Source organism: Pseudomonas sp. LA5 (assembly GCF_028640825.1).
Classification (GTDB): Bacteria; Pseudomonadota; Gammaproteobacteria; order Pseudomonadales; family Pseudomonadaceae; genus Chryseomonas; species Chryseomonas aestiva.
Genome location: NZ_JAQYZY010000037.1, coordinates 482,841 through 506,104, shown reverse-complemented (window position 1 = coordinate 506,104; position 23,264 = coordinate 482,841). Strand labels below are relative to the sequence as shown.

Here is a 23,264-nt window from a genome sequence, read left to right as displayed (position 1 = left end):
GTCAACGGGTGACCGAGAAGGTGGCGACGCTGCTCTGCAGGTCCTGGGCCGCCTGTTGCAGATACTGGACCGCCTCGCTGGTGGCCTTGAGCGCCTCGGTGGTCTGCTGGGTGCTGTCGTTGAGCTGGGTGATGGTCTCGGCGATCTGGCCGGCACCCACCGCCTGGGACTGCATGCCCTCCAGGACGATATCGAACCGCGCCGGCAACTTCTGCACGTCCTCGATCACCCCGGCCAGCTGATCGCTGACGCTGGCCACCTCCTGCACGCTGCGGCGGATCTCCTCGGAAAACTTGTCCATGCCCATGACGCTGGCGGAAACCGCGGAGTTCATGTCCTTGAGCATCTGCTCGATGTCGTCGGTGGCCGCGGTGGTCTGGTCGGACAGGCGACGGATCTCGGTGGCCACCACCGAGAAGCCGCGGCCCGCTTCACCGGCCTTTTCCGCCTCGATGGCGGCGTTGAGCGACAGCAGATTGGTCTGGTCGGCCACCTTGGTGATGGTGGTCAGCACCTTGTTGATGTGGCTGGACTTCTCCGACAGGGCGGCGAGCTTGGCGTTGATCGAATCGGTCGCCGCCACCATGCGCTGCATGGTGCCGTCCATGCTCGCCAGGCTGCTGCGCGCCTGCTCCGCGCCCTCGGTGGTCTCGTCCGCCACCTGCACGGCTTCTTCCATGGTGCGTACCAGGGCATTGGCGTTGGCGGCGATCTCGCGCGTGGTGCTCAGCACCTCGACGCTGGTCTGCGCCTGCTCGATGCTGGTGGCCTCCTGCTGGCGCGAGGAGGCGGCGATCTCGGTGGTGGAGGAGGTCACCTGGATGCCGGCGCGCTGCACCTTGGCGAGCATGCCGCGCAGGTCCTCGATCATCTTGCTCAGGCCGCGGGCCAGTTGGCCGATGGCGTCGTCGCCGCTGACCGCGGTCCGTCCGGTGAGGTCACCGGCGGCGGCCTTGTTGACCAGCCCGAGCAGGTCGTCGACATCGGCGCGCAGGCGCTGCATCAGCGCCTGTTCGCGGGCGTGGTCGTCCTGGATCTGCTGCGCCATCTGATTGAAGGCCAGACCGACCTGGGCGAGTTCGTCACGGCCCTGGACCGCCACGCGCGCGCTGCTGTCGCCCGCGGAAATGCGCGCCACGGTATCGGTCAGCCGGCGCACCGAACGCAGCAGATTATGGGACAGCAGCCAGGCGATGAGGGCGGCCAGCACCACGCAGAGGGCGCCGCCGGCGACCAGGGTCCAGGTCAGCTGGTCGCGTACCTGCTCGGTATGACCCGCGCGTTGCGCGTACAGGCGGCGTTCTTCATCGGCGATGGTCTGGATCTGCTGACGCATGGCCGCGACCTGATTGGTCAGGGTGGTGATCAGGGGCTCGTTGGCCAGCTGCACCGCTGACAGATTGCCGGTATCACGCAGGCGCAACAGGGGTTCGAAGGTCTGCTGGCGCCAGGTGTCGAGGTCCGCGGCAAGGCGAGCGAAGCGCTGCTGTTGCTCAGCATTATCCTGGGTCAGCTGCTGCGGCACGCGCACGGCTGCGGCCAGTGGCGCCAGCGCCTGCCGCGCAGCGTCGGCATCCGCGGTTGAGCCGGAATACCAGTAGTTGCGCAACTTGGCCCGGGTCTCGAGCAGATTGTTGTCCAGCGTGGTGACCGACAGCAGCACCTCGGCGGTGTGCCTGTCCCAGCGATTGGCGTCCACCAGGCTCTGCAACGCGGCATAGGTCAGCCAGAGCAGCAGGACCACCAGGGCGATGATGGCGGCGAAGCCGGCGAAGAGTTTGTTCTGGATGCGAATGTTGTTGAGCATGGGCACCGGTGCAGACGGACAGAGGCAGAAAGAGTGAGCCCTGGGGAGCACTCGGGTTGTCCGATAAAAGTAGCACGGTCATGCATTTGTGTGAGTTGTAACGCACTTGGGGGCTCAGGCGCCTGAGGTGCCAGCAGCGATGGAACAGCAATAACAGAAAGGGCAGCCTGCCAGGTCTTGCCATGCCTGGAGGGCTGCCGGGCGGCATCGAGGAACGCGGGTCAGGTCGCCTCGACGTCGTTCGCCGCTTCGGGTCGGCGAGTGCCATGGCTGTTCTGACCACCCTTGCGCCCGGCTTCGGAAGCCCGGGTCGGATTGTTGGCGAAATTGCCGCCGCTGGCACGTCCACCCTTGCGACCAGCCTCGGCGGCGCGATCGCGGTTGTTGGCGAAGTTGCCTGGATTGCTGCTCTTGTTGGCCATAAGAACTTCTCCCACTTTCAATTATTGAAGAGTCGAACGCTGCGCTCCCCAAAGGCTAGGCGTTTCGGTTATTGAGAGTAGGGGGCGGAAGGCGAGTTCGAGCGAGGTGATAAAGGGATATTTTGTTATACGAGGTGAAAGTTAAATATAGACTTTTATTTGACGATGGCCTGGCCAGAGCCGTCAGGCCAAAGGTTGTACAGGGGCTGTAGAAGAATCGGCGAGCGGAGCGACAGTAATCCAGCAGGCTATCTGTCATGTGCCGAAATGTCTTGATGCATCTGGCTGCAGGGCGTATCCGGGTTGAGCTTTGCCGCAGTCTGACTCAGACGCCTTGGCCTAGAGCTTGTTCTTTCTTCATGGGTAAATTTATCGCCGATTCGATAGCGCCATTTCTCGCGCTGTTACAGGGTAACGCTGTTCGCCTGACGATAAAATGAGGGCGAACAGCCAAGCTAGAGCGCTCGACCAAGTAATCAAGTCGATCAGTCAGGTTGCTGGACAGTCGGTGATATAAGTTCTTCCGATAAAGTTTAATGCGATAGGAAGTTCGTTGATACGTCTGATAAGGCAGGTCTTGCAAAAAAGCCCTTTCCAAATTTTCCCGAATGTGAGAAAAAATCCCTAAATTGGGAGATGGCCATGCTCGATCAACGTCTTGCCGTCCGGCTGAAGGCCCTGCGCCTGGAGCGCGAGCTGTCACTGGAGCAGTTGGCAACCCTGAGCGGGGTCAGTCGCGCGACGCTGTCTCGGCTGGAAAATGCCGAGGTCAGTCCGACCACGGCGGTCCTCGGGCAGCTCTGTTCGGCCTACGGCCTGACCCTGACGCGCCTGCTGCATAGCGTGGAAAGCGCCTATCCGGCCCAGGTCGAGCGCCAGGCGCAGCAGATCTGGGCCGATCCCGAGCAGGCCTTCACCCGCCGTTCGGTCTCGCCGCCGGCCCAGGCCCTGGCGGGTGAAGTCATCGAGAGCCAGCTGGGGCCGGGCGTGGACATCCGCTATCAGGCATCGCCCCGGCCAGGCCTCGAACACCATCTGCTCCTGCTCGAAGGCGACTTGCAGCTGTGGATCGAAGAGCAGCCCTATCAACTGGGCGTCGGCGACTGCCTGCGCTATCGCCTCTGGGGTAGCAGTCGCTTCCTGAGTGGCCCGGCGGGCGCCCGTTATCTCCTGTTCATGATCTGAGGTGTGTCCATGAGTACTTCCCTGCGTATCGAACAGCTCGACGCCGCCGCTTTCACGAGGCATCTGAATGAATTCCAGCAACTACTAGCCGCCTGTGTCGAGCAGGGCGCCAGCATCGGCTTCATCCTGCCGCTGGCCGACGTGGTGAACCGGCGCTTCTGGACCGAAGCCGTGGCCCCGGGCCTGGCCCGGGGCATCCGGCTCTTGTTCGCCGCGCTGCAGGACGGCCGCGTGGTCGGCAGCGTGCAACTGGTGCTGGATACCCCGGCCAATCAGCCGCACCGCGCTGACGTGGTCAAGTTGCTGGTGCATCCGGACTGCCGTCGCCAGGGCCTGGCGCGTCGGCTGATGCAGGCGGTGGAAGCGGCCGCCCAGGCCCAGGGGCGGGAATTGCTGACCCTGGACACCCGCAGCAACGACCATGCCGAGCCGCTCTATCTGTCCCTCGGCTATCAGGTGGTCGGCAGGATTCCCGGCTATGCCCTGGATGCCCGCCAACCCGAACGCCGTGACAGCACCACCCTGATGTACAAGACGTTACCGGCCGCGCCCGCTAAGCTGGGCGCTCCCAGTTAAGGACCCTGTCCCGCCATGCCGCTTCGCTCCGCTCCCGAACTCTGGCAACTCCTGCGCGCCCAAGCCGAGGCCGGGCGCCGCGACGCCCCGGCCCTGGCCGAGGGGCTGACGCGAGCGCTGCTGCAGCCGGTGGATCTGGCCGCCGCCCTGGTCCGGCGCTGCGCCGAGGCCCTGGCGGAGGATCCAGGGCAGGCCGAGTCACTCGGCGAACGCTTCGCTGCCCTGCACGCCGAGTGGCCGGCGCTGACCCTGGCGGCCTGCGCGGACCTGGAAGCGGTGCTGGCACGGGATCCGGCCTATGCCAGCCTGCTGGAGATCTTCCTGTTCTCCAAGGGCTTCCTGGCGCTGCAGAGCCAGCGCCTGAGCCATGCCCTCTGGCACAACGGCGAGCGGCTGCTGGCCCTGCACCTGCAGGCGCGCTGCAATCGGCTGCTGGCCATCGACATCCACCCGGCGGCGCGGCTGGGGCGCGGCATCATGCTCGACCACGGTACCGGCATCGTCATCGGCGAAACCGCGGTGGTGGAGGACGACGTCTCCATCCTGCAGCAGGTGACCCTGGGCGGCACCGGCAAGGAGCAGGGCGATCGCCATCCCAAGGTGCGGCGCGGGGTGATGATCGGCGCCGGGGTCAAGATCCTCGGCAATCTGGAGATCGGCGAGGGCGCCAAGATCGGCGCCAACAGCGTGGTCCTGCATCCGGTGGCGCCCCACACCACGGTGGTGGGTATTCCCGCTCGCCCGGTAGGGCGTCCGCGCGATGCCCATCCGGCCGAAAGCATGGATCAGTCCTTCGACGGCTGAGCCAGAAAGACCTCGGCCTTGGGATAGCGCTCGCTGTTCAGCGCGCTCGACCGCAGGCCCTCCGCCTGCGCCAGGCTGCGTACCAACTCGCGGTTGAAGGCACTGTTGCCCGGATCCGCCAGGTAGTCGGGCAGCGCCAGCCAGCGGGCGTCCGCGATCTCGTCCGGATCCTGGATGGCGATGTCGGCACTCAGGGGATCGAGGCGGCAGACCACATAGAGATTGGATTTGCCGAAGCGGTAGGGGTGGGTGGTCACCAGGCCGACCACGCTGCGAAAGGCGCTGTGGATGCCGGTTTCCTCCCAGACCTCGCGGATCACCGCCGGCCCCAGGTCTTCGCCCAGCTCGACATGGCCCCCCGGCAGCTTGTAGCCCTGGCTGCCGCGTTCGCGGATCGCCAGCAGTTCACCATGGGCATTGAGCACCAGGCCGCCGACGCCCAGGCTGTGGGTCGGGACGAAGGGCGCGAAGGCGGTGGGCGTACCGCGCCAGACCAGCGTGAGTTCCTGTTCCAGGCAGTTGTGAAAGACGAAACCGGCGCGGGTGGCCACCCCGACCAGCTCGCCAAGGGCCAGCGGCAGGGTCAGCCAGATCAGATTGCGTCCGTCGCGGCGGGCGCTGTCGAGCAACTCCGCCAGCGCCGGGGCAAAGGCCTCGCGGGTGGACGGCAGCGAGGCGGCGTCGATGATCAGGCCGTTGAAGGCGTCTTGACGGTATTGCACAGCTGTTACTCCGCAGGCCGTGGCTGGATGGGCGAGGAGGGCACGATACCGGCTTCGCTGGGCAGCAGCAGACTGGCACGCGGATTGGCGATCTCGATACCGCGTTCGCGGAAGCGTTCGAGGATGCGGCGGTTGAGTTCGCGCTGCACGCCCCAGCGGCCCTTGTCTAGGCATCTCATCTGCCCGGCGATGGTCACCATGGAGCCGTCGACGGCGTCCACGCCCCAGATCTCCAGATCGGCGAGGATCAGCTCCTTGAAGGCCTCATCGGCGCGCATGCCGGCGCCGATGTCCTTGAGTTCGGCGATGACGCGCTCGATGTCCTCTGCGTAGCCCACGCTGATGCGCAGGGCGGCGTTGCCCAGCCCACGGTTGATGTTGTTGACCGCCGACACCGAGCTGAAGGGCACGATGTGCAGGGAGCCGTCGCCGGCGCGCAGGCGCACGGTGCGGATCGAGAGGTACTCCACGGTGCCCGAGACCCCGGCCACGGTGACCCAGTCGCCCACCTGCATGGCGTTTTCCAGCAGCAGGAAGATACCGGTGATGAAGTCCTGCACCAGCTTCTGCGAGCCGAAGCCCAGGGCCACGCCGATGATGCTGGCGCTGGCCAGTAGCGGTGTGGTGTTGATGCCCAGTTCGCTCAGCGCGGTCAGGCCGACGATCAGCGCGACCAGGATGAACAGCCCGGTGCGTAGCATGGGCAGCAGGGTACGCAAGCGGGCGGCCCGCACCGTGTCTCCGCGTTCGTTCCAACTGCTCAGTCGACGATTCACGGTGGCGTTGGCGCCTTCCCAGACCACCACGGCGATGACGGCGGCGATGAGGATGGTGAGAAAGGCGGACAGCAGACTGCGCCCGATGCTGCCGTCACCGAACCAGTCCAGCACGCTCCAGCCCCAGGACTGGAACAGGGCCAGGACGGTGATCAGGGTGACGATCACCCCCACCAGCCAGCGTGCCAGCGGATAGTAGCGCTGCAGGTGCAGATCGGTAGCGCTGCCGCCTTCGGTGGTTGCGGGCTGGAACAAGCGACCCAGCAGGCCGAGCAGGAATACCGCCGCCAGGCGCCCGAGGATCACGATGCCGGCGGACAGCGCGACGAAATTCATCAGCCGCGGCAGCCCGTTCTCGATGTCCAGTGCCCACATGGTCCAGCCACCCATGACGAACACGGCGGCGAATACGGCCCAGACCTGACCCAGCCAGGCGCGCAGCACGGTCAGGGCGCCACTGCCATCCTGGCGCCCGGCGATACGGGCGGCCACCGGCCGGCGGACATGAAAGATCAGTCCCACCACCAACAGATGGGCCAGCAGCGAGACCAGCTTGACGATGGCTTCGCGGCCCTCTTCGTTGGCACCCAGGATGTCCGCGGCCTGGGCCAGCGCCAGGCCGAAGGTGATCAGGGCCACGAAGGCGTGAAGCCAGCGCAGCAGGGTACAGGCGAGGCCGGTCCTGACCTTGAGCAGGCGGATGCCGTGGGCGACGGGATCGATCAGCAGGCGGATGACGATCAGCGCCAGGCGGGTGGTGAGATAGGCACCGAGGAAGCCACCGACCAGCTCGCGCTGATTGGCATCCGCGCCCACCAGATAGTGGATCAGCAGCGCCGCCGTGGCCCAGAAGGCCAGTAGCGGCAGCAGTTCCAGCAATAGCAGTCCCAGGGCGAAGGGCAGGTGCCGCAGGGTGGTCCAGTGCTCCTCTGCGCTGGGTCGGGCGCGGTTGGCGGATGCGGGATCGGTGGCAGTGGACTCGGTCGCCGGTGCGGCTGGCGCAGGTGCGGCGCTGTCGGACGGGGCGATGGGCACCTCTTCGAGTTGATCCACGCCATCACGCTGAGTCTTGACCAGGGCCACCGCGGCTTCGGCCGGGCGGGTAGCTGCCTCCTCGACCGCCGGTGCCGACGCTTCAGCAGGGGACTGCTGGGCCGCCTGGTGCTGGGCCTGGCGCCGGGCCCGGGTGTCGGCCAGATCGGCATGGCGCTGCAGCCGTTGCCGCGGGCGCCGGAGCGCCCGATGGATCAGCCACTCGCCCACCAGGCCGGCGGCAAAGAGGGTGGCCAGGGTCAGCAAGGCCTGCAGCAGGGCGCGGCGACCCGCTTCGGACGTGAAGCTGGCGCGCGACCAGTCGGGCAGGGTACGCACGGCCCGCTGCACCTGGTTCAGCTCGCTGCTTAGGTTGTCGGCCCAGCGACCGACGCGACTGAGGGTCTGGGCGATCAGGCCATTGGCTTCCAGCGGTACCAGCGCCTTTTCCTCGCCTGGCGCCGGGGCAGCTGCCGCTGGTGCAGTGGCGGCGGTTGCCGTAGCCGCCGGTGCCGCCTTCGTCCCGGTCGCGCTCGCCGGCTGGCTGGCGATGGCCTGCAAGGTCAGGATCAGCTCCTGGCGGCGCTGCGGATCCTGCAGCAGGGCCGCGACCTGGCGCGCCTGCTGAGGATCGAGACCGGTCGGGGGCGGGCCAGGGGTTTCGGCGGCGCGCAGGGGCAACGCCAGGCACAGCAGCAACAGGGCGAGCAGGAAGTTCGGCATGGGGCGATAGCGGTCCTGATGAAGGATCAGCCAGTTAGGACCCGCGATCCTCGCCTATGCTCCCTTCAGTTGGCCACTCCCTGCCGCTGGAGACGCCGCCAGTCACCCGGCGTCTGCTCGGTCCAGCGCTTGAAGGCGCGCTGGAAGGCGGCGGGGGAGGCGAAGCCAAGCAGATAGGCGATCTCGCCGAAGCTGGCCTCGGTATCGCGGATATAGGCCAGCGCCAGGTCGCGGCGGGTCAGGTTGAGCAGGGTACGGTACTGGGTACCTTCTTCGGCCAGCTTGCGCCTCAGCGTCCAGGACGGCAGACGCAGCCGGCTGGCGATCTGCTCCAGGGTCGGCTCGCCGTGCCGCAGCAAGGGCCCCATGACTTCGACCACCCGCTCGGTGAGGCCGCGGGTGCGGGTCAGGCGGCCGTGTTCGGATTCGCTCAGGGCCAGCAGCTGGCGCCAGGTGGCCGGGCAATGCTCGGACCCGGTCCGGGCCAGGGTCGCGGCATCGAGCAGCAGCGCATTCTCGGCGGCGCCGAATTCCACCGCGCAGCCGAAGGCGGCCTCGTAGGGCGCCACGTCCGCCGGTGCGGGGTATTCGATGAGGACGCGGCGCGGTTGTAGCGGGCGCCCGGCGACGGCGCTCAACAGCGCCAGCCAGGCGCTGAGCACCACGTCAACCACGAAGCGGTTGTAACCGTTGTAGGGGCTGATGCTATAGAAGTGCAGCCAGGCGTCGCGGCCCTGGGCGGCATAGCGCGACCGGCCCCGGTAGTTGCGGCCATAGAGCGGTTCCAGTTCGAGCAGCGTCTCGGCGGCGTGACGCACGTCCGGCGCCTGGCCCACGGTGACGCCGGCGAGACCGAGAAAGGCCGGCCGCATCGCCCGGCCCATGGCCAGGCCCAGCGCCGAATCACCAGTCAGTTCCAGGGCCGCATGGCCCAGGCGCATGTAGTGGGGGATCGACAGCCGTCCGCCAGGTTCGGCCAGCCGCGCCGCGGTCAGGCCGAAGCGTGCCAGCAGGCCGGCGGCATCGGCACCCCGCTGGGCGACGGCTGCCGCCAGCGCCAGCACGAAGCCGGTGGAGAGGTCGCCCAGGCGCAGCGCCGGCGCGCTCATAGCCGCAGATTGATCAGCTTGCTCCCGGCCTGGGCAGCATCGGTGGCCGCTGTCGCATCCGGGGTGAAGGCCTGGCTGCCGCCGCCGGCCTGCCATTCCCAGAGGCGGCCGCGCAGCTGCACTTCCAGGGCGGCGCGGATGCCGGCGGCGCGCAGGCGCTGGATGTCGAAGGGTGCCGGTGCCGGGGTGGCGCCCGAGGCGAGGGCGGGAATCGCCAGCAAGTCCACCTGGGGAGCGTCCAGCACGCCGGCGCGACCGGTGTCGCTGCCCTGGATGACGCCGAGACGGCCCAGCGGCGTCTCCAGTCGCAGCAGGGGCGGGCTGAGATCGTCGCCGCTGTCCCTGGCCGTCAGCGGTCGCACCAGCGGTTGGCCGAGCACCTTGCCGTCGGGTCCGAAGACCAGGGTGACATTGCGCAAAGGTCCCGTACCCACCTGCAATTCGCCGTCCACCAGGGTCGGACCGGGCAGGACGATGGAGCCGGCCACCAGGGTGACGCCGTACTGGCGGGCGAGGCCGCCGAAGAGCTGCTGGTAGGCGCTGGCCATGTCCCAGGCCTTCATGCGCAACAGGCTGTCGGCCAGGCGCCGGTCACCCTCGGCCTGGAACCAGGCGCGAGCCACGCGCAACGGATTGCCCAGCAGCAGCCACTGGATGGCCTCTTCGCTGCGTGCCGCGGCATAGACCTCGGGCTTCTCGCCCATCAGCGCCAGGGGCGTGCCCAGGTGCTCGGGCAGCACCACGGTGGTCTGGGCGCCGATCAGGCCCAGGCGCCGTGCATTGGTCAGATAGGCAGCGAGCTTGAGGCGCAATCGCTCGGGATTGCCATAGTCCAGGGCGACCAGTTCGGGCTCGATCCCCAGCAGGTTGCCGGTGGTGGCCGCCGCTGGCGTGGTGGTCAGGTCCACCGCCAGGCTGCTGCGCAGATCCGACAGGTAATGGAAGGCTGGCCGCTGGGCCACCCAGCCCGCCAGCACGGCGAACAGGGCGATCAGCACCAGGAACACGAGCTTGCGCATCGGCACTCCAGAGCGGTCCCGGCCTCCCGGGCCGGGCGAGATAAAGGTGCTCAGGGTAGGAGACCAGACCGCCACTGCCAAGGGGCGGCTGTACATTTGGGTAAAGAGGTTGTCATTTCCGGTGATTGAGGCCAGCCCGCGCTGCTCCTATCGTGGCGCCAGGCTTTCCCAGAAAGGCCAACCACCGGAGACCGCCATGATCGAGCTTGCCCCCCGTAATACCACCCCTATTGATCGCTATCCGCATCTGCTCGAACCTCTGCCCGTGGGGTCGATCACCTTGCGCAACCGGGTGGTGATGGGGTCCATGCACACGGGGCTGGAAGAGCGGCCCGGCGGCTTCGCGCGGATGGCGGCCTTCTTCGCCGAGCGAGCGCGGGGCGGGGTGGGGCTGATCGTCACCGGGGGCATAGCGCCGAACGAAGAGGGGGCGGTGGCCAAGGGCGCGGCCAAGCTGACCACTCCCGAGGAAGCCGAGCACCATCGGCCGGTCACGGACGCGGTGCACGCCGCCGGCGGCCGTATCTGCCTGCAGATCCTGCACGCCGGTCGCTATGCCTATAACCCCCAGCTGGTGGCGCCCTCGGCGCTGCAGGCACCGATCAATCCCTTCACCCCACGCGAGCTGGACGAGGCCGAGGTGGAGGGGCAGATCGCCGCCTTCGTCCGCTGTGCCACGCTGGCGCAGCAGGCCGGCTACGACGGCGTCGAGGTGATGGGTTCCGAAGGCTACTTCATCAACCAGTTCATCGCCGCGCGGACCAACCACCGCACGGATCGCTGGGGCGGCGACTTCGCCAGTCGCTGCCGCTTGCCGTTGGCCATCGTCGCAGGCATCCGTAGGGCGACCGGCCCGGATTTCCTGATCATCTTCCGCCTCTCGCTGCTGGATCTGGTGGAACAGGGCAGCACCCCCGAGGAATGCCTGCAACTGGCGCTCTGGCTGGAAGACGCCGGGGTCAGCCTGATCAACACCGGCATCGGCTGGCACGAGGCGCGCATCCCCACCATCGCCACCCTGGTGCCACGCGGCGCCTTCGCCGCCGTCACCGCCCAGCTCAAGGGCCGGGTGCGGGTGCCGCTGATCGCCACCAACCGCATCAACACCCCGGAGGTGGCCGAGGCCATCCTCGCCGCCGGCCAGGCCGACCTGGTGTCCATGGCCCGGCCGCTGCTGGCCGACCCGGACTTCGTCGCCAAGGCCGCCGCCGGCCGCGCCGACGAGATCAACACCTGCATCGCCTGCAACCAGGCCTGCCTGGACCACACCTTCGCCGGCAAGCTGACCAGCTGCCTGGTCAATCCGCGCGCCTGCCACGAGACCGAGTTGCAGATCCTGCCCGCCGCCGAATCACGCCACTTTGCCGTGGTCGGCGCCGGGCCGGCCGGCCTGGCCGCCGCCTGCACCCTGGCCGAGCGCGGCCACCAGGTGGTGCTGTTCGAGGCCAGCGAGCGCATCGGTGGCCAGTTCAATGTCGCCAAGCGTATTCCCGGCAAGGAAGAATTCGGCGAGACCCTGAGGTATTTCCAGCGGCGTCTGGAGCGACTGGCAGTGGATGTCCGCCTCAACCAGCGCGTCAGCGCCGCCGACTTGCAGGCCGAGGGCTTCGCCGGGGTGATCCTGGCCACCGGGGTGACGCCGCGGGTGCCGCCCATTCCGGGGGTCGACCATCCCAAGGTGCTGGGCTACCTGGACGTCCTGCTTGAACGCAAGCCGGTAGGGCGGCGGGTGGCCCTGATCGGCGCCGGCGGCATCGGTTTCGACGTGGCGGATTTCCTCACCCACGGCCATCAGGACGCGGAGCCCATCACCGCCTTCTACCGCGAGTGGGGCATAGATCCCAGTTTCAGCAGCCGCGGCGGGCTGGCCCCGGCGACGCCGCCGGCCGTGCCACGCGAAGTCTGGCTGCTGCAGCGCAAGCCGGGCAAACCCGGCAAGGGCCTGGGCAAGACCACTGGCTGGATCCACCGCTCGCGCCTGCAGCAGCGTGGTGTCCAGGCGTTCGGCGGGGTGGAATACCTGGGTATCGACGACGCCGGCCTGCGCCTGCGCCTGCCCGATGGCAGCGAGCAGGTGCTGGACGTCGACAACGTCGTGCTCTGCGCGGGCCAGGAGTCCCTGCGCGAGCTGGAAGACGAGTTGCTCGGCGCCGGCGTGGCGGTGCACCGGGTCGGCGGCGCGGATGTCGCCGCCGAGCTGGACGCCAAGCGCGCCATCGATCAGGCCACTCGCCTTGCCGCCCAGCTGTAACTCTTCGTTGCGATCAGGGATGATTTCTGTGATCCACTCCGCATAACATCGGTTCCGGACCGACCCTCGTCCCAATGTCTGGCCTCTCTTCCATCCCGCCGACCAGGATTGGCTAAGCTGCCGTCCTGATGCGTCGGGTGGGGGCCCGGCGCGTCGAAGGAGTTGGGCGGCGACGCGGGTCTACCGTGTCGCCGCCAGAGGTCGGCGGGCGGACGCAGGTCCGGTCGCCAATTGGCGAGACGCCGGCCTCGGTATTCATGTGGGATCGACAGAGCACGCGGCGAGAGATGGCAGAGACGTTGAACGTAGAGACGGTACTGACCCCGGTGGTGCTGGGGTTCGGCGACCAGGGTGTGAATCGCGCCTTGCTGTTCCCCGATTTTCAGGCGCTCTGGCAGGGCGACCAGACGCTGCTCGACTGCGCCGGACGGCGCCATCGCTTCGTCTATCTGCTGCTGGACGAGCACCGCAGGGTCAAGGCCGCGGTGTTCTTCCTGCTGGCCTTCGATGCCCAGGGCAAACCGCTGCCGGAATGGGACCTGCCGCTGGGCGAGCTGGCCGAGCGCGGCGATGTCGGCCCCGACCTGGGCGCCGGACCGATCCGCCTGGCCAGTCGCAGCCATTGCCCGATTTCCTGGCACCAGGGCGATCTCTGGGATCCCCGCAGCGAGACCGAGCACGACGACTGGCAGGCGATCCGCGATTGCCTGGGCCTGGTCGCGCCGCGCGATGGCGAGGTGGAGCTGGCCGGGGAATACCACCCTAGCGCCGCCGACGGCATCGATGTCGAGGCCCGTCTCGAACGGGTCCGCCGCATCCTCGCCCAGGAACACCAGGAGGCGCTGGACAAGCTGATCGCCGGTCAGCGTACCCGGCTGCTGACCCTGACCCGCCAGCACCAGGAAGACCTGGCGCGTCTGCAGCGCGACGCCGACGAGGTACGCGCGGCCAAGGCCGAGCTGGAGGTGCGCTATGCCGCCCTGGCCCAGCACCTGGAGCAGCAGCACGAGCAAACTCGCCAGCAGCGCGAAGAGCTCAACGAGCAGATGCGCACCCTGGAGCGCAACGCCCTCTACAAGATCGAGGCGCTGCGCATCCAGTCCGAAGCCGAAAGCGAGGCCCGGGTGGCCGCCGCCGTGGGTGAGCTGAAGAACCAGCTGACCATCCGCGAGGTGGAACTCAAGTACCGCGACGAGCTGGACGGCCAGTTGCAGGAAGACATCCGCCAGCTGCGCGAGCGCTGCGCCCAGCTGATCGGCGACAGCAACGAAGGCCAGCTGGAGCGCCTGGCGCGCCAGGGCATTCTCTTCGTCACCTTCCAGCCCGGCGCCGGTCATCTGATCCTCAGCCGGCAGGACGTCCCTCGCTTCAGCGCCGATCCCCTGGGTTACGTCGCCGAGCACTGCAAGGTCAGCCGGGAGCAGTATCAGCGCTGGCTGGAGCATCACCAGCAGCCGGTCTGCCAGGCCGAGGTGGAGGGCGAGCGCTGCGGACGGCCGGTGGTGCGGGTGGAACACCCCGCCCAGTTCGATCCGTTGCGCTCGACCCTGTGCGCCGAGCACCGCGGCGATGACAGCGATGGTGACGTCGCCAATCTCTGACTCCCTGGTTGATGATCTTTCCTTCGCCCGCCGTGCTCCAGGAGGTGCAACTCGCCATCCTGGCGGCGCGGGACCTGCGCCTGGCGGTGCTGCGCCTGGATCAGCGCCCGGCTGCGCATAACGGCAACAAGGCCTACAAGCTGCGGCCCTGGCGCGAACGCCTGGCCCGGGGCGAAGGCCGCGGGCTCATCAGCCTGGGTGGTGCCCACTCCAATCATCTGCATGCGCTGGCCGCCCTGGGCCGGGAGGAAGGCTTCGCCACCGTCGGCCTCTTGCGTGGCGAGCCCTGCCTGACGCCCACGGTAGAGGATCTGCAGGCCAATGGCATGACCCTGCACTGGCTCGGCTATGGCGGCTATCGCCGCCGCCACGACAGCGACTTCTGGCAGCCCTGGCAGGCGCGCTATCCCGAGTTGCTACCCATTCCCGAAGGCGGCTGCGACGCGCAGGCCGCCGCGGCCTGCGCAACCATCGTCACGGAACTGCGACAGGGACTCGCCGCCCTGGGCTGGCCCGATTGCCAGCAGCTCTGGCTGGCCGCCGGCACCGGTACCACCCTGGCCGGGGTGATCCGCGCCGCCGACCCCGCCTGGCAGGTGGTGGGCGGCCTGGCGGTGCCACCCGGGCATGGCGTCGAAGCCACGCTCGACCGGCTGCTCGCGCAGCACACCGGCGCCGATTGGCGCCTGCTGGACGCCAGCCGCGGCGGCTTCGGCCGCCTCGATGCCGAGCTGGCGCGGGCCATGGCGGAATTCGAGGCGCAGACCGGGATCGGCCTGGAGCCGCTCTATACCGGCAAGCTCTGGCTGGCGCTGCGCCAGGCAATCGAGGGCGGCGCGCTGGCGCCGGGCAGTCGCCTGGTGCTGGTCCACAGCGGTGGTCTCCAGGGCCGCCGCGCGCTGGAAACTCAGCTGGCGGCGTTGGCCGGCGGCTGAACCGGCCAGCCCGCAGGCACCAGGAACAGCCGCGCCTCTTCGTCGCCGCGTGCATCGCGCCGCACCAGCAATTGCGGCCAGCTCGGCTCGCCGTCCGGCAGGGGCAGGCAGGGCGTATCGGCGACCGCGGGCGCCAGCCAGTGGCCCTTGGGTAGCACTTCCCAGGGGCCGACCGGCAGCAGCTGCCGCGCGCACCACAGCTGGGGTTGGCGGGGTAGCAGGGCGCCAACCGGCCAGGGCAGGGGGCGGTCGAGTGGCTGGAACAGATAGCCGCCCAGCCACAGCGCCGCCCGCGGCGGGGCGATGTCCAGCGCCGCCAGGCTGGCCTGGGCCAGGGGCGTGGCCGACAGCGGCAGCTGGCGCTGGCGCAGGTGTGAGAGTTTGCGCGCCAGCTGGTCTTCGCCACCCGGACCCAGCCAGAGCGGTGCCTCCGGTGGGCCTTCGCCCAGGTAGAACTTCACCGCCAGTTCCAGGTGATGGACCCCCTCGGCGTCTTCCACCAGCAGGTCCAGTTCGCCCAGGGTACGGTCGCCCTCGCGCAGGGGCAGGTTGGCCGCGCGCAATCTGAGCCCCGGTGCCCGTTCCAGGGCGAATTGCCAGAGTCTTTCGTACTGGCGCCCCAGCCGGCGGTCGCTGCCCTGGGCAAGCCAGGCTGTTAGGGCCGCGGGCGCCGCGTCCTGTTGCCGCAGCCAGTCTGCCAGTCTGCCGGGATGATTCGCCCAGTCGCTGGCGACCAGCGGATGGCGGGTGTCGGCGGCTTCCAGCAGCGGCGTGGCGATCAGCGTCCAGGCGAGGTCACGCACCTGGGGCTGGCTCAGGCGGCGGGGCAGGGCGTGCAGCTCGGCGAAGGGCGTCATGGTGCCAGCATAGGCCAAGCCGGACCGCTGCGGATCACCGGCGGCGACCCGCGGTCGGATGAGGGCGGTTTGCCGCTGCCACGGCCTTTCGCCCATACTTTCCGCACTTTCCAGCCAACGGGGCCGCCGGCGCGTCATGGACTCCTTTCGTAACATCGGCATCATCGGTCGACTCGGCAGCACCCAGGTGCTGGACACCATCCGCCGGCTCAAGACCTTTCTGCTGCAACGCGGGCGCAACGTCATCCTGGAAAACACCATCGCCGAGGTGCTGCCCGGGCATGGCCTGCAGACGGTGTCGCGCAAGCTCATGGGCGAGATCTGCGACCTGGTGATCGTGGTCGGCGGCGACGGCAGCCTGCTCGGTGCCGCCCGCGCCCTGGTGCGCCCGCGGGTGCCGGTGCTGGGCATCAACCGCGGCAAGCTGGGCTTTCTCACCGATATCCGTCCCGATGAACTGGAGACCAAGGTCGCCGAGGTGCTCGACGGTCAGTACCTGATGGAGACGCGCTTCCTGCTCGATGCCTTCGTCGAGCGTGGCGGCGAGATCATCGGCCAGGGCGATGCCCTCAACGACGTGGTGCTGCATCCGGGCAAGTCCACCCGGATGATCGAATTCGAGTTGTACATCGACGGCCAGTTCGTCTGCAGCCAGCGCGCCGACGGCCTGATCGTCGCCACCCCCACCGGCTCCACCGCCTACTCGCTGTCGGCCGGTGGCCCCATCATGCATCCCAAGCTGGATGCTATCGTGGTGGTGCCCATGTATCCCCACACCCTGTCCAGCCGGCCCATCGTGGTGTCCGGCGACAGCACCCTGTCGATCCTGGTGTCGCCGAACATGACGATCTATCCGCAGGTCTCATGTGATGGCCAGAATCATTTCACCTGCGCACCCGGCGATACCGTGACCATTCAGAAGAAGCCGCACAAACTCAGGCTGATCCATCCGCTGGATCACAACTACTACGAGATCTGCCGGACCAAGCTCGGCTGGGGCAGTCGGCTGGGAGACGACTGATGCCCCTGGGCTACGATCTGATCGGCGATCTCCACGGCTGCGCCCATACCCTGGACCTGCTGCTGGCGCGTCTTGATTATCAGCAGGTGGACGGCGTCTGGCAGCACCCCGAGCGCCAGGCGATCTTTCTCGGTGACCTGGTCGATCGCGGCCCGCGCATCCGCGGCTCCCTGCGCCGGGTGCGGGCCATGGTCGAAGGCGGCCATGCCCACTGCATCCTCGGCAATCACGAACTCAATGCCCTGGCCTGGCACACCCCGGCGCTGCCCGGCACCGGCCAGACCTGGGTACGCGAACACACGCCGCGCCATCGCCAGCTGATCCAGGAGACCCTGGCGGCCTTCGCCGACCATCCCGGCGAGTGGCAGGACCATCTGCGCTGGCTCTACCGGCTGCCGCTGTGCAAGGACTTCGGGCACTTCCGCATCGTCCATGCCTGCTGGGATCAGCGGCTGATCGACGAATTCCTCCACCACTATCCGGATGCCTGCATCGACGAGGACTTCGTGCGCCAGTCCATCGTCGGCGGCAGCCTGGCCAGTCGGGTCGCCTCGCGCCTGCTCAACGGCGTGTCGCTGCCCTTGCCCCATGGCCTGCGCCTCACCGGCAGCGATGGCTATGTGCGGGCGCGCTTTCGCACCAAGTTCTGGGAAAGCGATCCCCAGACCTATGGCGACGTGGTCTTCCAGCCCGATGCCTTGCCGGCGGAAATCGCCTGCGAACCCTTGAGCGACGAGGAAAAGGCCGGGCTGCTCTGCTATGGCGAGGATGAGCCGATGCTGTTCGTCGGTCACTACTGGCGCGATGGCCATCCCGAACCTCTGCGGCCGAACCTCGCCTGCCTGGACTACAGTGCGGTCAAGTACGGCAAGCTGGTGGCCTACCGCCTCGACGACGAACGCCAGATCGACCCGGCCAAGTTCGTCTGGATCGACGTGCAGCGCGAGGAGGGGCGATGAACCAGCCGCAACCCGTGCTGCGCGTGCCCCTGGGCCGTGACCTGCTGGGCTTCACGCGCCTGCTGCGGCGCCTGCAGATCCGCCACCGGGTGGTGGAAGAGGGCGACAGCCAGGTGCTCTGGGTGCTGGACCCGGCGCGGATCGAAGAGACCCGCAGCCTCTATGAACGCTATCCCGACGGCGATCCGCGCGGCGAGGTCCAGGCGACGCGTGGACCGCGGGGCTTCGGGCTGCTGGCGCAACTCAAGGCCAGTCCGGTCAGCGCCGTCTTTCTCGCCGTCACCCTGCTGCTGGGCCTGGCCACCGAACTGGGCGACAACCTGGCGTTGATCCACTACCTGACGCTGCAGGAATTCCGCCTGATCGACGCGGAGCACATCGCCTTTCTCGATCTCGACGCCAGCCTGGCCCGCGGCGAATGGTGGCGACTGGTCACCCCGATCTTCCTGCACTTCGGCCTGCTGCATCTGGCGATGAACGCCCTCTGGTACTGGGAGCTGGGTCGCCGCATCGAATTCCGCCAGGGCGGCCTGCTGCTGCTGCTCCTGACACTGGTGTTCGCCGCCGGCTCCAACCTGGTGCAGTACGCCTGGACCGGGCCGGCGCTGTTCGGCGGTCTGTCCGGCGTGCTCTATGGCCTGCTCGGCCATTGCTGGCTGTTCCAGTGGCTGGCGCCCAATCCGGCCTATCGCATGCCCCGTGGCGTGGTGGCCATGATGCTGATCTGGCTGGTGATCTGCCTGACCGGGGTCTTCGATCTGCTCGGCTTCGGCTCCATCGCCAATGGCGCCCATGTCGGCGGCCTGGTGCTGGGTTGCCTCACCGGACTGCTGGGCGGTGGCCTGGCCCGCCTGCGGCAGCGCTAGCTAGCGTCGCCGCTTGAGCTCGGGAGAAAGGCTCAAGGCGTTGCGATAGCGCCAGCGCCGCTGGCTGCGGCGACGCAACCAGCGCCCCATGAGCAAGAGCAGCGCACCGCCGCCCAGGCAGCCCTGGGCGGTCTCGCGGGTCAGGCTCAGATAGGCCGTCAGCTGCGGCCACTGCAGCAGGGCCGCACCGCCCGCCAGCAGCGCGGCCAGGCCGGTCAGCACCGAGAGGGTGCCGAGGCCGGCGGCGAGGGAGGTCAGGAAGGGCCGCCGCAGGCGCAGCGGCGGTGGATCGAAACGGTCGTGCTCGGGCAACTGCATGCTCATACCCCAGGCTCTGTAAGGCCGCCGAGGTTATACGCCTCGGCGTTGCTTGGCGAGCCTGAGCGGCGCGGGCTAGCGCAGCAGCTGCCGGGCTCCCTGCTTGAGCATGTCCCAGCGATTCGGATCGCCACTGGCGATAGCGCCGAGGAAGGCCCTGGCCTGCTCGAAGCTGATATGCGGCGGCAGCGGCGGCACACTGGGGTCGGTGACGAATTCCAGCACCACCGGGCGATCCGCCTCGAAGGCCTGCTGCCAGGCATCGGCCACCTCGTCCGGGCGATGGATGCGCAGACCCTTGAAGCCGAGCAATTCGCCATAGCGGGCATAGGGGAAGTCGAGTACATCCTGGGCCGGGGCGAACTTGGGGTCTCCAGCCAGGGCACGCTGCTCCCAGGTCACCTGATTGAGATCGCCGTTGTTGAGCACCATGACGATGAAGGTCGGATTGCTGAATCTCTTCCAGTACTGCTGCAGGGTGACCAGTTCGGCGTTGCCGTTCATCTGCATGGCGCCATCGCCCACCAGGGCGATCACCGGACGATCCGGATGAGCGAACTTGGCCGCGATGGCATAGGGAATGCCGCAGCCCATGGTCGCCAGCTTGCCCGACAGCGACCCCAGCATCTGCCCGCGCATGCGGATGTCGCGGGCATACCAGTTGGTGTGGGAGCCGCTGTCGCCGCAGAGGATGGCATCCTGCGGCAACTGGCTGGAAAGTTCGTGGAACACCCGCTGCGGATTGATCGGCTCGGCGGGCGCCAGGGCGCGCTGCTCGATGGAGTGCCAGGAAGCGGCCACGCTCTTTTCGATGCGCGCGCGCCATTTATCGTGGGGTTTGCTCTCCAGCAGTGGCAGCAGGCGTCTCAGGGTCTCGGCGGCATCGCCCAGCAACGGCTGCTCGATGGGATATCTCATGCTGATGTTGCGCGCATGCAGGTCGATCTGCACCGCTCGCGCCTGGCCTTCCTGAGGCAGGAATTCGGTATAGGGGAAGGTCGAGCCGACGATCAGCAGGGTGTCGCATTCCTTCATCAGCAGATCGCTGGCCTCGGTGCCGAGCAGACCGATGGCGCCGGTGACATAGGGCAGTTCGTTGGAGAGTACGCCCTTGCCCAGCAGCGCCTTGGCCACCCCGGCGCTGAGCTTCTCGGCCACCGCCATCACCTCGCTGCGCGCCTGCAGGGCGCCGGCGCCCACCAGCAGGGCAACCTTCTTGCCGGCATTGAGGATGTCTGCCGCGGCCTGCAGGTCGTCTTCCTGGGCATAGGGTCGCGGCGGGATGGCACCGGCACCGGAGAGGACATTGGCGTGCTGGTGCGGCGGACTTTCCACCGCCGGCAGCTGCTGGATGTCGTTGGGGATGATCACCGTCGCCACCTGGCGCTCGGCGATGGCCACGCGGAAGGCGCGGTCGATGACATGGCGCAGCTGCGCCGGATGCACCACCGTCTCCACATAGGCGGAGACGTCCTTGAACAGGGTGTGCAGGTCGACCTCCTGCTGATAGTCGCTGCCCAGTGAAGAGGCGGCCTGCTGGCCCACCAGGGCCACTACCGGCATATGGTCCATCTTGGCGTCGTACAGGCCGTTGAGCAGATGGATGGCCCCGGGCCCGGAGGTGGCCAGGCAGACGCCCACCTCGCCGGTGAACTTGGCATGGGCGCAGGCCATGAAGGCGGCCATCTCCTCGTGGCGCACCCGCACGTAGTCGAACTGGTCGGCTACCCGACCCAGGGCGCCCATGATGCCGTTGATGCCATCGCCGGGGTAACCGAAGATGCGCTCGACGTGCCACTGGCCGAGGCGCTCCCAGAGATGATCGGCTACGGTCTTGCTCATGACGTTCTCCTCGTTGAAGGTCTAGGCTTAGGAAGAAGGGCCCGGACGTTAAGTTCCTGCAGCCGGACCGGGCGCGGGTTAGAATGCGCGGCTGATCATCCGGAGCCTTTCATGAGCGAATCCCGCCTGCGCACCTTGCGCGACCACATCCGCTGGGCCGTCAGCCGCTTCCATGCCGAAGAGCTGTTCTTCGGCCATGGCCACGACAACGCCTGGGACGAGGCCCGCGCCCTGGTGCTGGGCGCCGTGCACCTGCCCTGGGACACCGCCGATCGCTACCTGGACTGCGCCCTGGAAGACGACGAGCGCTACGCACTCGGGGTGCTCCTGCACAAGCGCATCCAGGAGCGTGTGCCGACCGCCTATCTGCTCGGCGAAGCCTGGTTCTGCGGCCTGCCGTTCACCGTCGACGAGCGGGTGCTGGTGCCGCGCTCGCCCATCGGCGAGCTGATCGACGCGCAATTCGCGCCCTGGCTGCCGGCCGCGCCGGCGCGCATCCTCGATCTCTGTACCGGCTCGGGCTGCATCGGCATCGCCTGCGCCTATGCCTTCCCCGAGGCCGAGGTGGCCCTGGGCGATCTGTCCTACGACGCCCTCGAAGTGGCCTGGCAGAACATCGAGCGCCACGACCTGGAGGATCGCGTCTATACCGTCCAGGGCGACGGCTTCGCCGGACTGCCAGGGCAGCGTTTCGACCTGATCGTCAGCAATCCGCCCTATGTGGATGCCGAGGACTTCGCCGACATGCCGGCCGAATACCAGCACGAACCGGCCCTGGGCCTGGCCTGTGGCGACGACGGCCTGGACCTGGTGCGGCGGATGCTGGCCGAGGCCGCCGATCACCTCACCGAGCAGGGCATCCTCGTCGTGGAGGTGGGCAACAGCCAGGTCCACGTCGAGGCGCTCTATCCGGAAGTCGATTTCACCTGGCTCGAATTCGAGCGCGGCGGCCATGGCGTCTTCCTGCTGGCCGCCGCCCAGTGCCGCGAGCACCAGGCGCTGTTCCGCAGCCGTCTGGTCCCCTGATCACCCGCGGTCGCCCGCGGCGGCCGCCCTTTCTTTACCGAGGTCTACCCGTGTTTACCGAACTCGCTCTGCACGAGCGCCTGCTCAAGGCCCTCGATACCCTGGGCTTCAAGACGCCCACTCCGGTCCAGGCCGCTGCCGTGGGCCCGGCCCTGGCAGGTCATGACCTGCGCGTCACCGCCCGCACCGGCAGCGGCAAGACCGCCGCCTTCCTGCTGCCGCTGCTGGATCGCCTGCTCAAGGACCCCAAGCCGCGTTCCGGCGCCCGCGCGCTGATCCTGCTGCCGACCCGCGAGCTGGCCCAGCAGACCGCCAAGGAAATCGAACGCTTCGGCCAGTTCACCTTTCTCAAGGCCGGCCTGGTGATCGGCGGCGAGGACTTCCGGGTCCAGGCCGCCGGCCTGCGCAAGAATCCGGAGATCCTGGTGGCCACCCCCGGTCGCCTGCTGGAGCAGCGTAACGCCGGCAACGTGAACCTGAAAGACATCGAGATGCTGGTGCTCGACGAAGCCGACCGCATGCTCGACATGGGCTTTTCCGAGGACGTGCTGCAGATCGCCGCGAGCTGCGAGCGGGAGGGTCGCCAGACCCTGCTGTTCTCCGCGACCAGCGGTGGCAACAGCCTGCGTCAGGTGGTCGAGCAGGTCCTGCGCGAGCCGCAGAATCTCATGCTGGACCGCACCGGCGAACTGAACGAAGCCGTGGTGCAGCAGGTGATCCTGGCCGACGAGCCCCCGCACAAGGAACGCCTGCTGCAGTGGCTGCTGGCCAACGAGACCTATCGCAAGGCCATCGTCTTCACCAACACCAAGGTGCAGGCCGATCGCCTCACCGGCCGCCTGGTGGCCGAGGGCCTCAAGGTCTTCGTGCTGCACGGCGACAAGGACACCAAGGACCGCAAGCTGGCCGTGGAGCGGCTGCAGAGCGGCGCGGTCAAGGTGCTGATCGCCACCGACGTGGCTGCCCGCGGCCTGGACGTCGAAGGCCTCGACCTGGTGATCAACTACGACCTGCCGCGCAGTGGCGACGAATACGTCCACCGCATCGGCCGCACCGGGCGCGCCGGCGAGGCGGGTACGGCGATCTCCTTCGTCACCCATGGCGACTGGAATCTGATGTCCAGCATCGAGCGCTATCTCAAGCTGAGATTCGAGCGCCGTCACCTGCCGGGTCTCAAGGCCAGCTACAACGGCCCGAAAAAGCTCAAGGCGTCGGGCAAGGCTGCCGGCGTGAAGAAGAAAAAGACCGAGGGCAAGAAGGACGGCAAGGCCAAGACCAAGGCCAAACCCAAGTCCGAGCGCCGCCCCGGCGCCCTGGTGCCGACTTCGGCCGACGGCTTCGCGCCGCCGCGCAAGCGCACCCAGGAGTGATCCCGCGCCGGGCCTGAGGCGCCACCCCGCGGCGAGACCGCGG

At 68.0% G+C, this 23,264-nt stretch carries 19 protein-coding genes and 1 pseudogene; 11 read left to right on the top strand and 9 right to left on the bottom strand.

Annotated features, from left to right (window positions below):
* Position 1: 1 nt before the first annotated feature.
* Both PVZ72_RS14295 and PVZ72_RS14290 read right to left on the bottom strand, forming a co-directional pair.
* Positions 2-1,807: a methyl-accepting chemotaxis protein gene (locus PVZ72_RS14295; protein WP_187979684.1), complete on the bottom strand. Its 1,806-nt coding sequence runs from the start codon at positions 1,805-1,807 to the stop codon at positions 2-4.
* 221 nt (positions 1,808-2,028) lie between these two features.
* Positions 2,029-2,205: pseudogene (locus PVZ72_RS14290) on the bottom strand (general stress protein); the annotation flags it as partial.
* 666 nt (positions 2,206-2,871) lie between these two features.
* Between PVZ72_RS14290 and PVZ72_RS14285 the strand changes: the two are divergent.
* Genes PVZ72_RS14285 through cysE form a run of 3 tightly spaced genes read left to right on the top strand, consistent with a single transcriptional unit; the run spans position 2,872 to position 4,794 of the window.
* Positions 2,872-3,414, top strand: a complete 543-nt coding sequence (locus tag PVZ72_RS14285) for a helix-turn-helix domain-containing protein (RefSeq protein WP_273862278.1) — start codon at positions 2,872-2,874, stop codon at positions 3,412-3,414.
* A 9-nt stretch (positions 3,415-3,423) separates the two neighbouring features.
* On the top strand, positions 3,424-3,990 hold the full coding sequence (locus PVZ72_RS14280) for a GNAT family N-acetyltransferase (protein ID WP_273862277.1): 567 nt from the start codon (positions 3,424-3,426) through the stop codon (positions 3,988-3,990).
* 15 nt (positions 3,991-4,005) lie between these two features.
* Complete coding sequence (cysE, locus tag PVZ72_RS14275) at positions 4,006-4,794, top strand: serine O-acetyltransferase (protein ID WP_273862276.1); 789 nt, start codon at positions 4,006-4,008, stop codon at positions 4,792-4,794.
* Here cysE and PVZ72_RS14270 read toward each other — a convergent pair.
* The 4 genes from PVZ72_RS14270 to PVZ72_RS14255 all read right to left on the bottom strand — a co-directional run bounded on the left by PVZ72_RS14270 (position 4,776) and on the right by PVZ72_RS14255 (position 10,175).
* Positions 4,776-5,516 (bottom strand): NUDIX hydrolase, encoded by a 741-nt coding sequence (locus PVZ72_RS14270; protein WP_273862275.1) that lies wholly within the window; start codon positions 5,514-5,516, stop codon positions 4,776-4,778. The genes cysE and PVZ72_RS14270 overlap by 19 nt on opposite strands.
* 5 nt (positions 5,517-5,521) lie before the next feature.
* A complete protein-coding gene (locus PVZ72_RS14265) occupies positions 5,522-8,047 on the bottom strand; it encodes a mechanosensitive ion channel domain-containing protein (RefSeq protein ID WP_273862274.1) in 2,526 nt (841 codons plus the stop codon).
* Positions 8,048-8,112: 65 nt separating this feature from the next.
* Positions 8,113-9,156, bottom strand: a complete 1,044-nt coding sequence (locus PVZ72_RS14260) for an AraC family transcriptional regulator (protein WP_273862273.1) — start codon at positions 9,154-9,156, stop codon at positions 8,113-8,115.
* The gene (locus PVZ72_RS14255; RefSeq protein ID WP_273862272.1) at positions 9,153-10,175 is read right to left on the bottom strand and encodes a carbon-nitrogen hydrolase family protein; all 1,023 of its coding nucleotides are present in this window, start codon (positions 10,173-10,175) and stop codon (positions 9,153-9,155) included. Before PVZ72_RS14255 ends, PVZ72_RS14260 begins: the two co-directional genes overlap by 4 nt.
* Before the next feature lie 196 nt (positions 10,176-10,371).
* On the opposite strand from PVZ72_RS14255, the gene PVZ72_RS14250 reads away from it, so the two are divergent.
* From PVZ72_RS14250 to PVZ72_RS14240, 3 genes are all read left to right on the top strand, one after another.
* Positions 10,372-12,426 carry an NADPH-dependent 2,4-dienoyl-CoA reductase gene (locus PVZ72_RS14250; RefSeq protein ID WP_273862271.1) on the top strand — a complete coding sequence of 685 codons (2,055 nt, stop codon included), beginning with the start codon at positions 10,372-10,374 and terminating at the stop codon, positions 12,424-12,426.
* A 287-nt stretch (positions 12,427-12,713) separates the two neighbouring features.
* Positions 12,714-14,027, top strand: a complete 1,314-nt coding sequence (locus tag PVZ72_RS14245; protein WP_187979675.1) for a chromosome partitioning protein ParA — start codon at positions 12,714-12,716, stop codon at positions 14,025-14,027.
* Between the two features lie 11 nt (positions 14,028-14,038).
* The gene (locus PVZ72_RS14240; protein WP_273862270.1) at positions 14,039-14,962 is read left to right on the top strand and encodes a 1-aminocyclopropane-1-carboxylate deaminase/D-cysteine desulfhydrase; all 924 of its coding nucleotides are present in this window, start codon (positions 14,039-14,041) and stop codon (positions 14,960-14,962) included.
* Here PVZ72_RS14240 and PVZ72_RS14235 read toward each other — a convergent pair.
* Complete coding sequence (locus PVZ72_RS14235) at positions 14,935-15,915, bottom strand: DUF1853 family protein (RefSeq protein ID WP_273862269.1); 981 nt, start codon at positions 15,913-15,915, stop codon at positions 14,935-14,937. The two genes, PVZ72_RS14240 and PVZ72_RS14235, sit on opposite strands and share 28 nt — an antisense overlap.
* Before the next feature lie 40 nt (positions 15,916-15,955).
* On the opposite strand from PVZ72_RS14235, the gene PVZ72_RS14230 reads away from it, so the two are divergent.
* From PVZ72_RS14230 to PVZ72_RS14220, 3 genes are read left to right on the top strand one after another with little or no spacing between them, the layout of a single operon-like run.
* Positions 15,956-16,840 carry an NAD(+) kinase gene (locus PVZ72_RS14230; RefSeq protein ID WP_187979672.1) on the top strand — a complete coding sequence of 295 codons (885 nt, stop codon included), beginning with the start codon at positions 15,956-15,958 and terminating at the stop codon, positions 16,838-16,840.
* Positions 16,840-17,799, top strand: a complete 960-nt coding sequence (locus PVZ72_RS14225) for a metallophosphoesterase (protein WP_273862268.1) — start codon at positions 16,840-16,842, stop codon at positions 17,797-17,799. The genes PVZ72_RS14230 and PVZ72_RS14225 overlap by 1 nt, the downstream gene beginning before the upstream one ends.
* Entirely contained in the window at positions 17,796-18,665 is an 870-nt protein-coding gene (locus PVZ72_RS14220; RefSeq protein WP_133861079.1) for a rhomboid family intramembrane serine protease, read from the top strand. Before PVZ72_RS14225 ends, PVZ72_RS14220 begins: the two co-directional genes overlap by 4 nt.
* Here the strand turns inward: PVZ72_RS14220 and PVZ72_RS14215 are convergent, their stop codons facing one another.
* Together PVZ72_RS14215 and PVZ72_RS14210 are read right to left on the bottom strand one after the other, a co-directional pair.
* Positions 18,666-18,989, bottom strand: a complete 324-nt coding sequence (locus PVZ72_RS14215; RefSeq protein WP_187979670.1) for a hypothetical protein — start codon at positions 18,987-18,989, stop codon at positions 18,666-18,668.
* 69 nt (positions 18,990-19,058) lie between these two features.
* Positions 19,059-20,825: a thiamine pyrophosphate-requiring protein gene (locus tag PVZ72_RS14210; RefSeq protein ID WP_273862267.1), complete on the bottom strand. Its 1,767-nt coding sequence runs from the start codon at positions 20,823-20,825 to the stop codon at positions 19,059-19,061.
* 111 nt (positions 20,826-20,936) lie between these two features.
* On the opposite strand from PVZ72_RS14210, the gene prmB reads away from it, so the two are divergent.
* Both prmB and PVZ72_RS14200 read left to right on the top strand, forming a co-directional pair.
* Complete coding sequence (gene prmB, locus PVZ72_RS14205; RefSeq protein WP_273862266.1) at positions 20,937-21,851, top strand: 50S ribosomal protein L3 N(5)-glutamine methyltransferase; 915 nt, start codon at positions 20,937-20,939, stop codon at positions 21,849-21,851.
* Between the two features lie 50 nt (positions 21,852-21,901).
* On the top strand, positions 21,902-23,221 hold the full coding sequence (locus PVZ72_RS14200) for a DEAD/DEAH box helicase (RefSeq protein ID WP_158893063.1): 1,320 nt from the start codon (positions 21,902-21,904) through the stop codon (positions 23,219-23,221).
* Positions 23,222-23,264: the final 43 nt, after the last annotated feature.

Coding starts and splice junctions, on each gene's coding strand:
- PVZ72_RS14265 (WP_273862274.1), bottom strand. CDS start 8,047: ATGCCGAACTTCCTGCTCGCCCTGTTGCTGCTGTGCCTGGCGTTGCCC.
- PVZ72_RS14250 (WP_273862271.1), top strand. CDS start 10,372: ATGATCGAGCTTGCCCCCCGTAATACCACCCCTATTGATCGCTATCCG.
- PVZ72_RS14235 (WP_273862269.1), bottom strand. CDS start 15,915: ATGGGCGAAAGGCCGTGGCAGCGGCAAACCGCCCTCATCCGACCGCGG.
- PVZ72_RS14220 (WP_133861079.1), top strand. CDS start 17,796: ATGAACCAGCCGCAACCCGTGCTGCGCGTGCCCCTGGGCCGTGACCTG.
- PVZ72_RS14230 (WP_187979672.1), top strand. CDS start 15,956: ATGGACTCCTTTCGTAACATCGGCATCATCGGTCGACTCGGCAGCACC.
- PVZ72_RS14280 (WP_273862277.1), top strand. CDS start 3,424: ATGAGTACTTCCCTGCGTATCGAACAGCTCGACGCCGCCGCTTTCACG.
- PVZ72_RS14260 (WP_273862273.1), bottom strand. CDS start 9,156: ATGAGCGCGCCGGCGCTGCGCCTGGGCGACCTCTCCACCGGCTTCGTG.
- PVZ72_RS14255 (WP_273862272.1), bottom strand. CDS start 10,175: ATGCGCAAGCTCGTGTTCCTGGTGCTGATCGCCCTGTTCGCCGTGCTG.
- cysE (WP_273862276.1), top strand. CDS start 4,006: ATGCCGCTTCGCTCCGCTCCCGAACTCTGGCAACTCCTGCGCGCCCAA.
- PVZ72_RS14245 (WP_187979675.1), top strand. CDS start 12,714: ATGGCAGAGACGTTGAACGTAGAGACGGTACTGACCCCGGTGGTGCTG.
- PVZ72_RS14295 (WP_187979684.1), bottom strand. CDS start 1,807: ATGCTCAACAACATTCGCATCCAGAACAAACTCTTCGCCGGCTTCGCC.
- prmB (WP_273862266.1), top strand. CDS start 20,937: ATGAGCGAATCCCGCCTGCGCACCTTGCGCGACCACATCCGCTGGGCC.
- PVZ72_RS14285 (WP_273862278.1), top strand. CDS start 2,872: ATGCTCGATCAACGTCTTGCCGTCCGGCTGAAGGCCCTGCGCCTGGAG.
- PVZ72_RS14240 (WP_273862270.1), top strand. CDS start 14,039: ATGATCTTTCCTTCGCCCGCCGTGCTCCAGGAGGTGCAACTCGCCATC.
- PVZ72_RS14210 (WP_273862267.1), bottom strand. CDS start 20,825: ATGAGCAAGACCGTAGCCGATCATCTCTGGGAGCGCCTCGGCCAGTGG.
- PVZ72_RS14215 (WP_187979670.1), bottom strand. CDS start 18,989: ATGAGCATGCAGTTGCCCGAGCACGACCGTTTCGATCCACCGCCGCTG.
- PVZ72_RS14225 (WP_273862268.1), top strand. CDS start 16,840: ATGCCCCTGGGCTACGATCTGATCGGCGATCTCCACGGCTGCGCCCAT.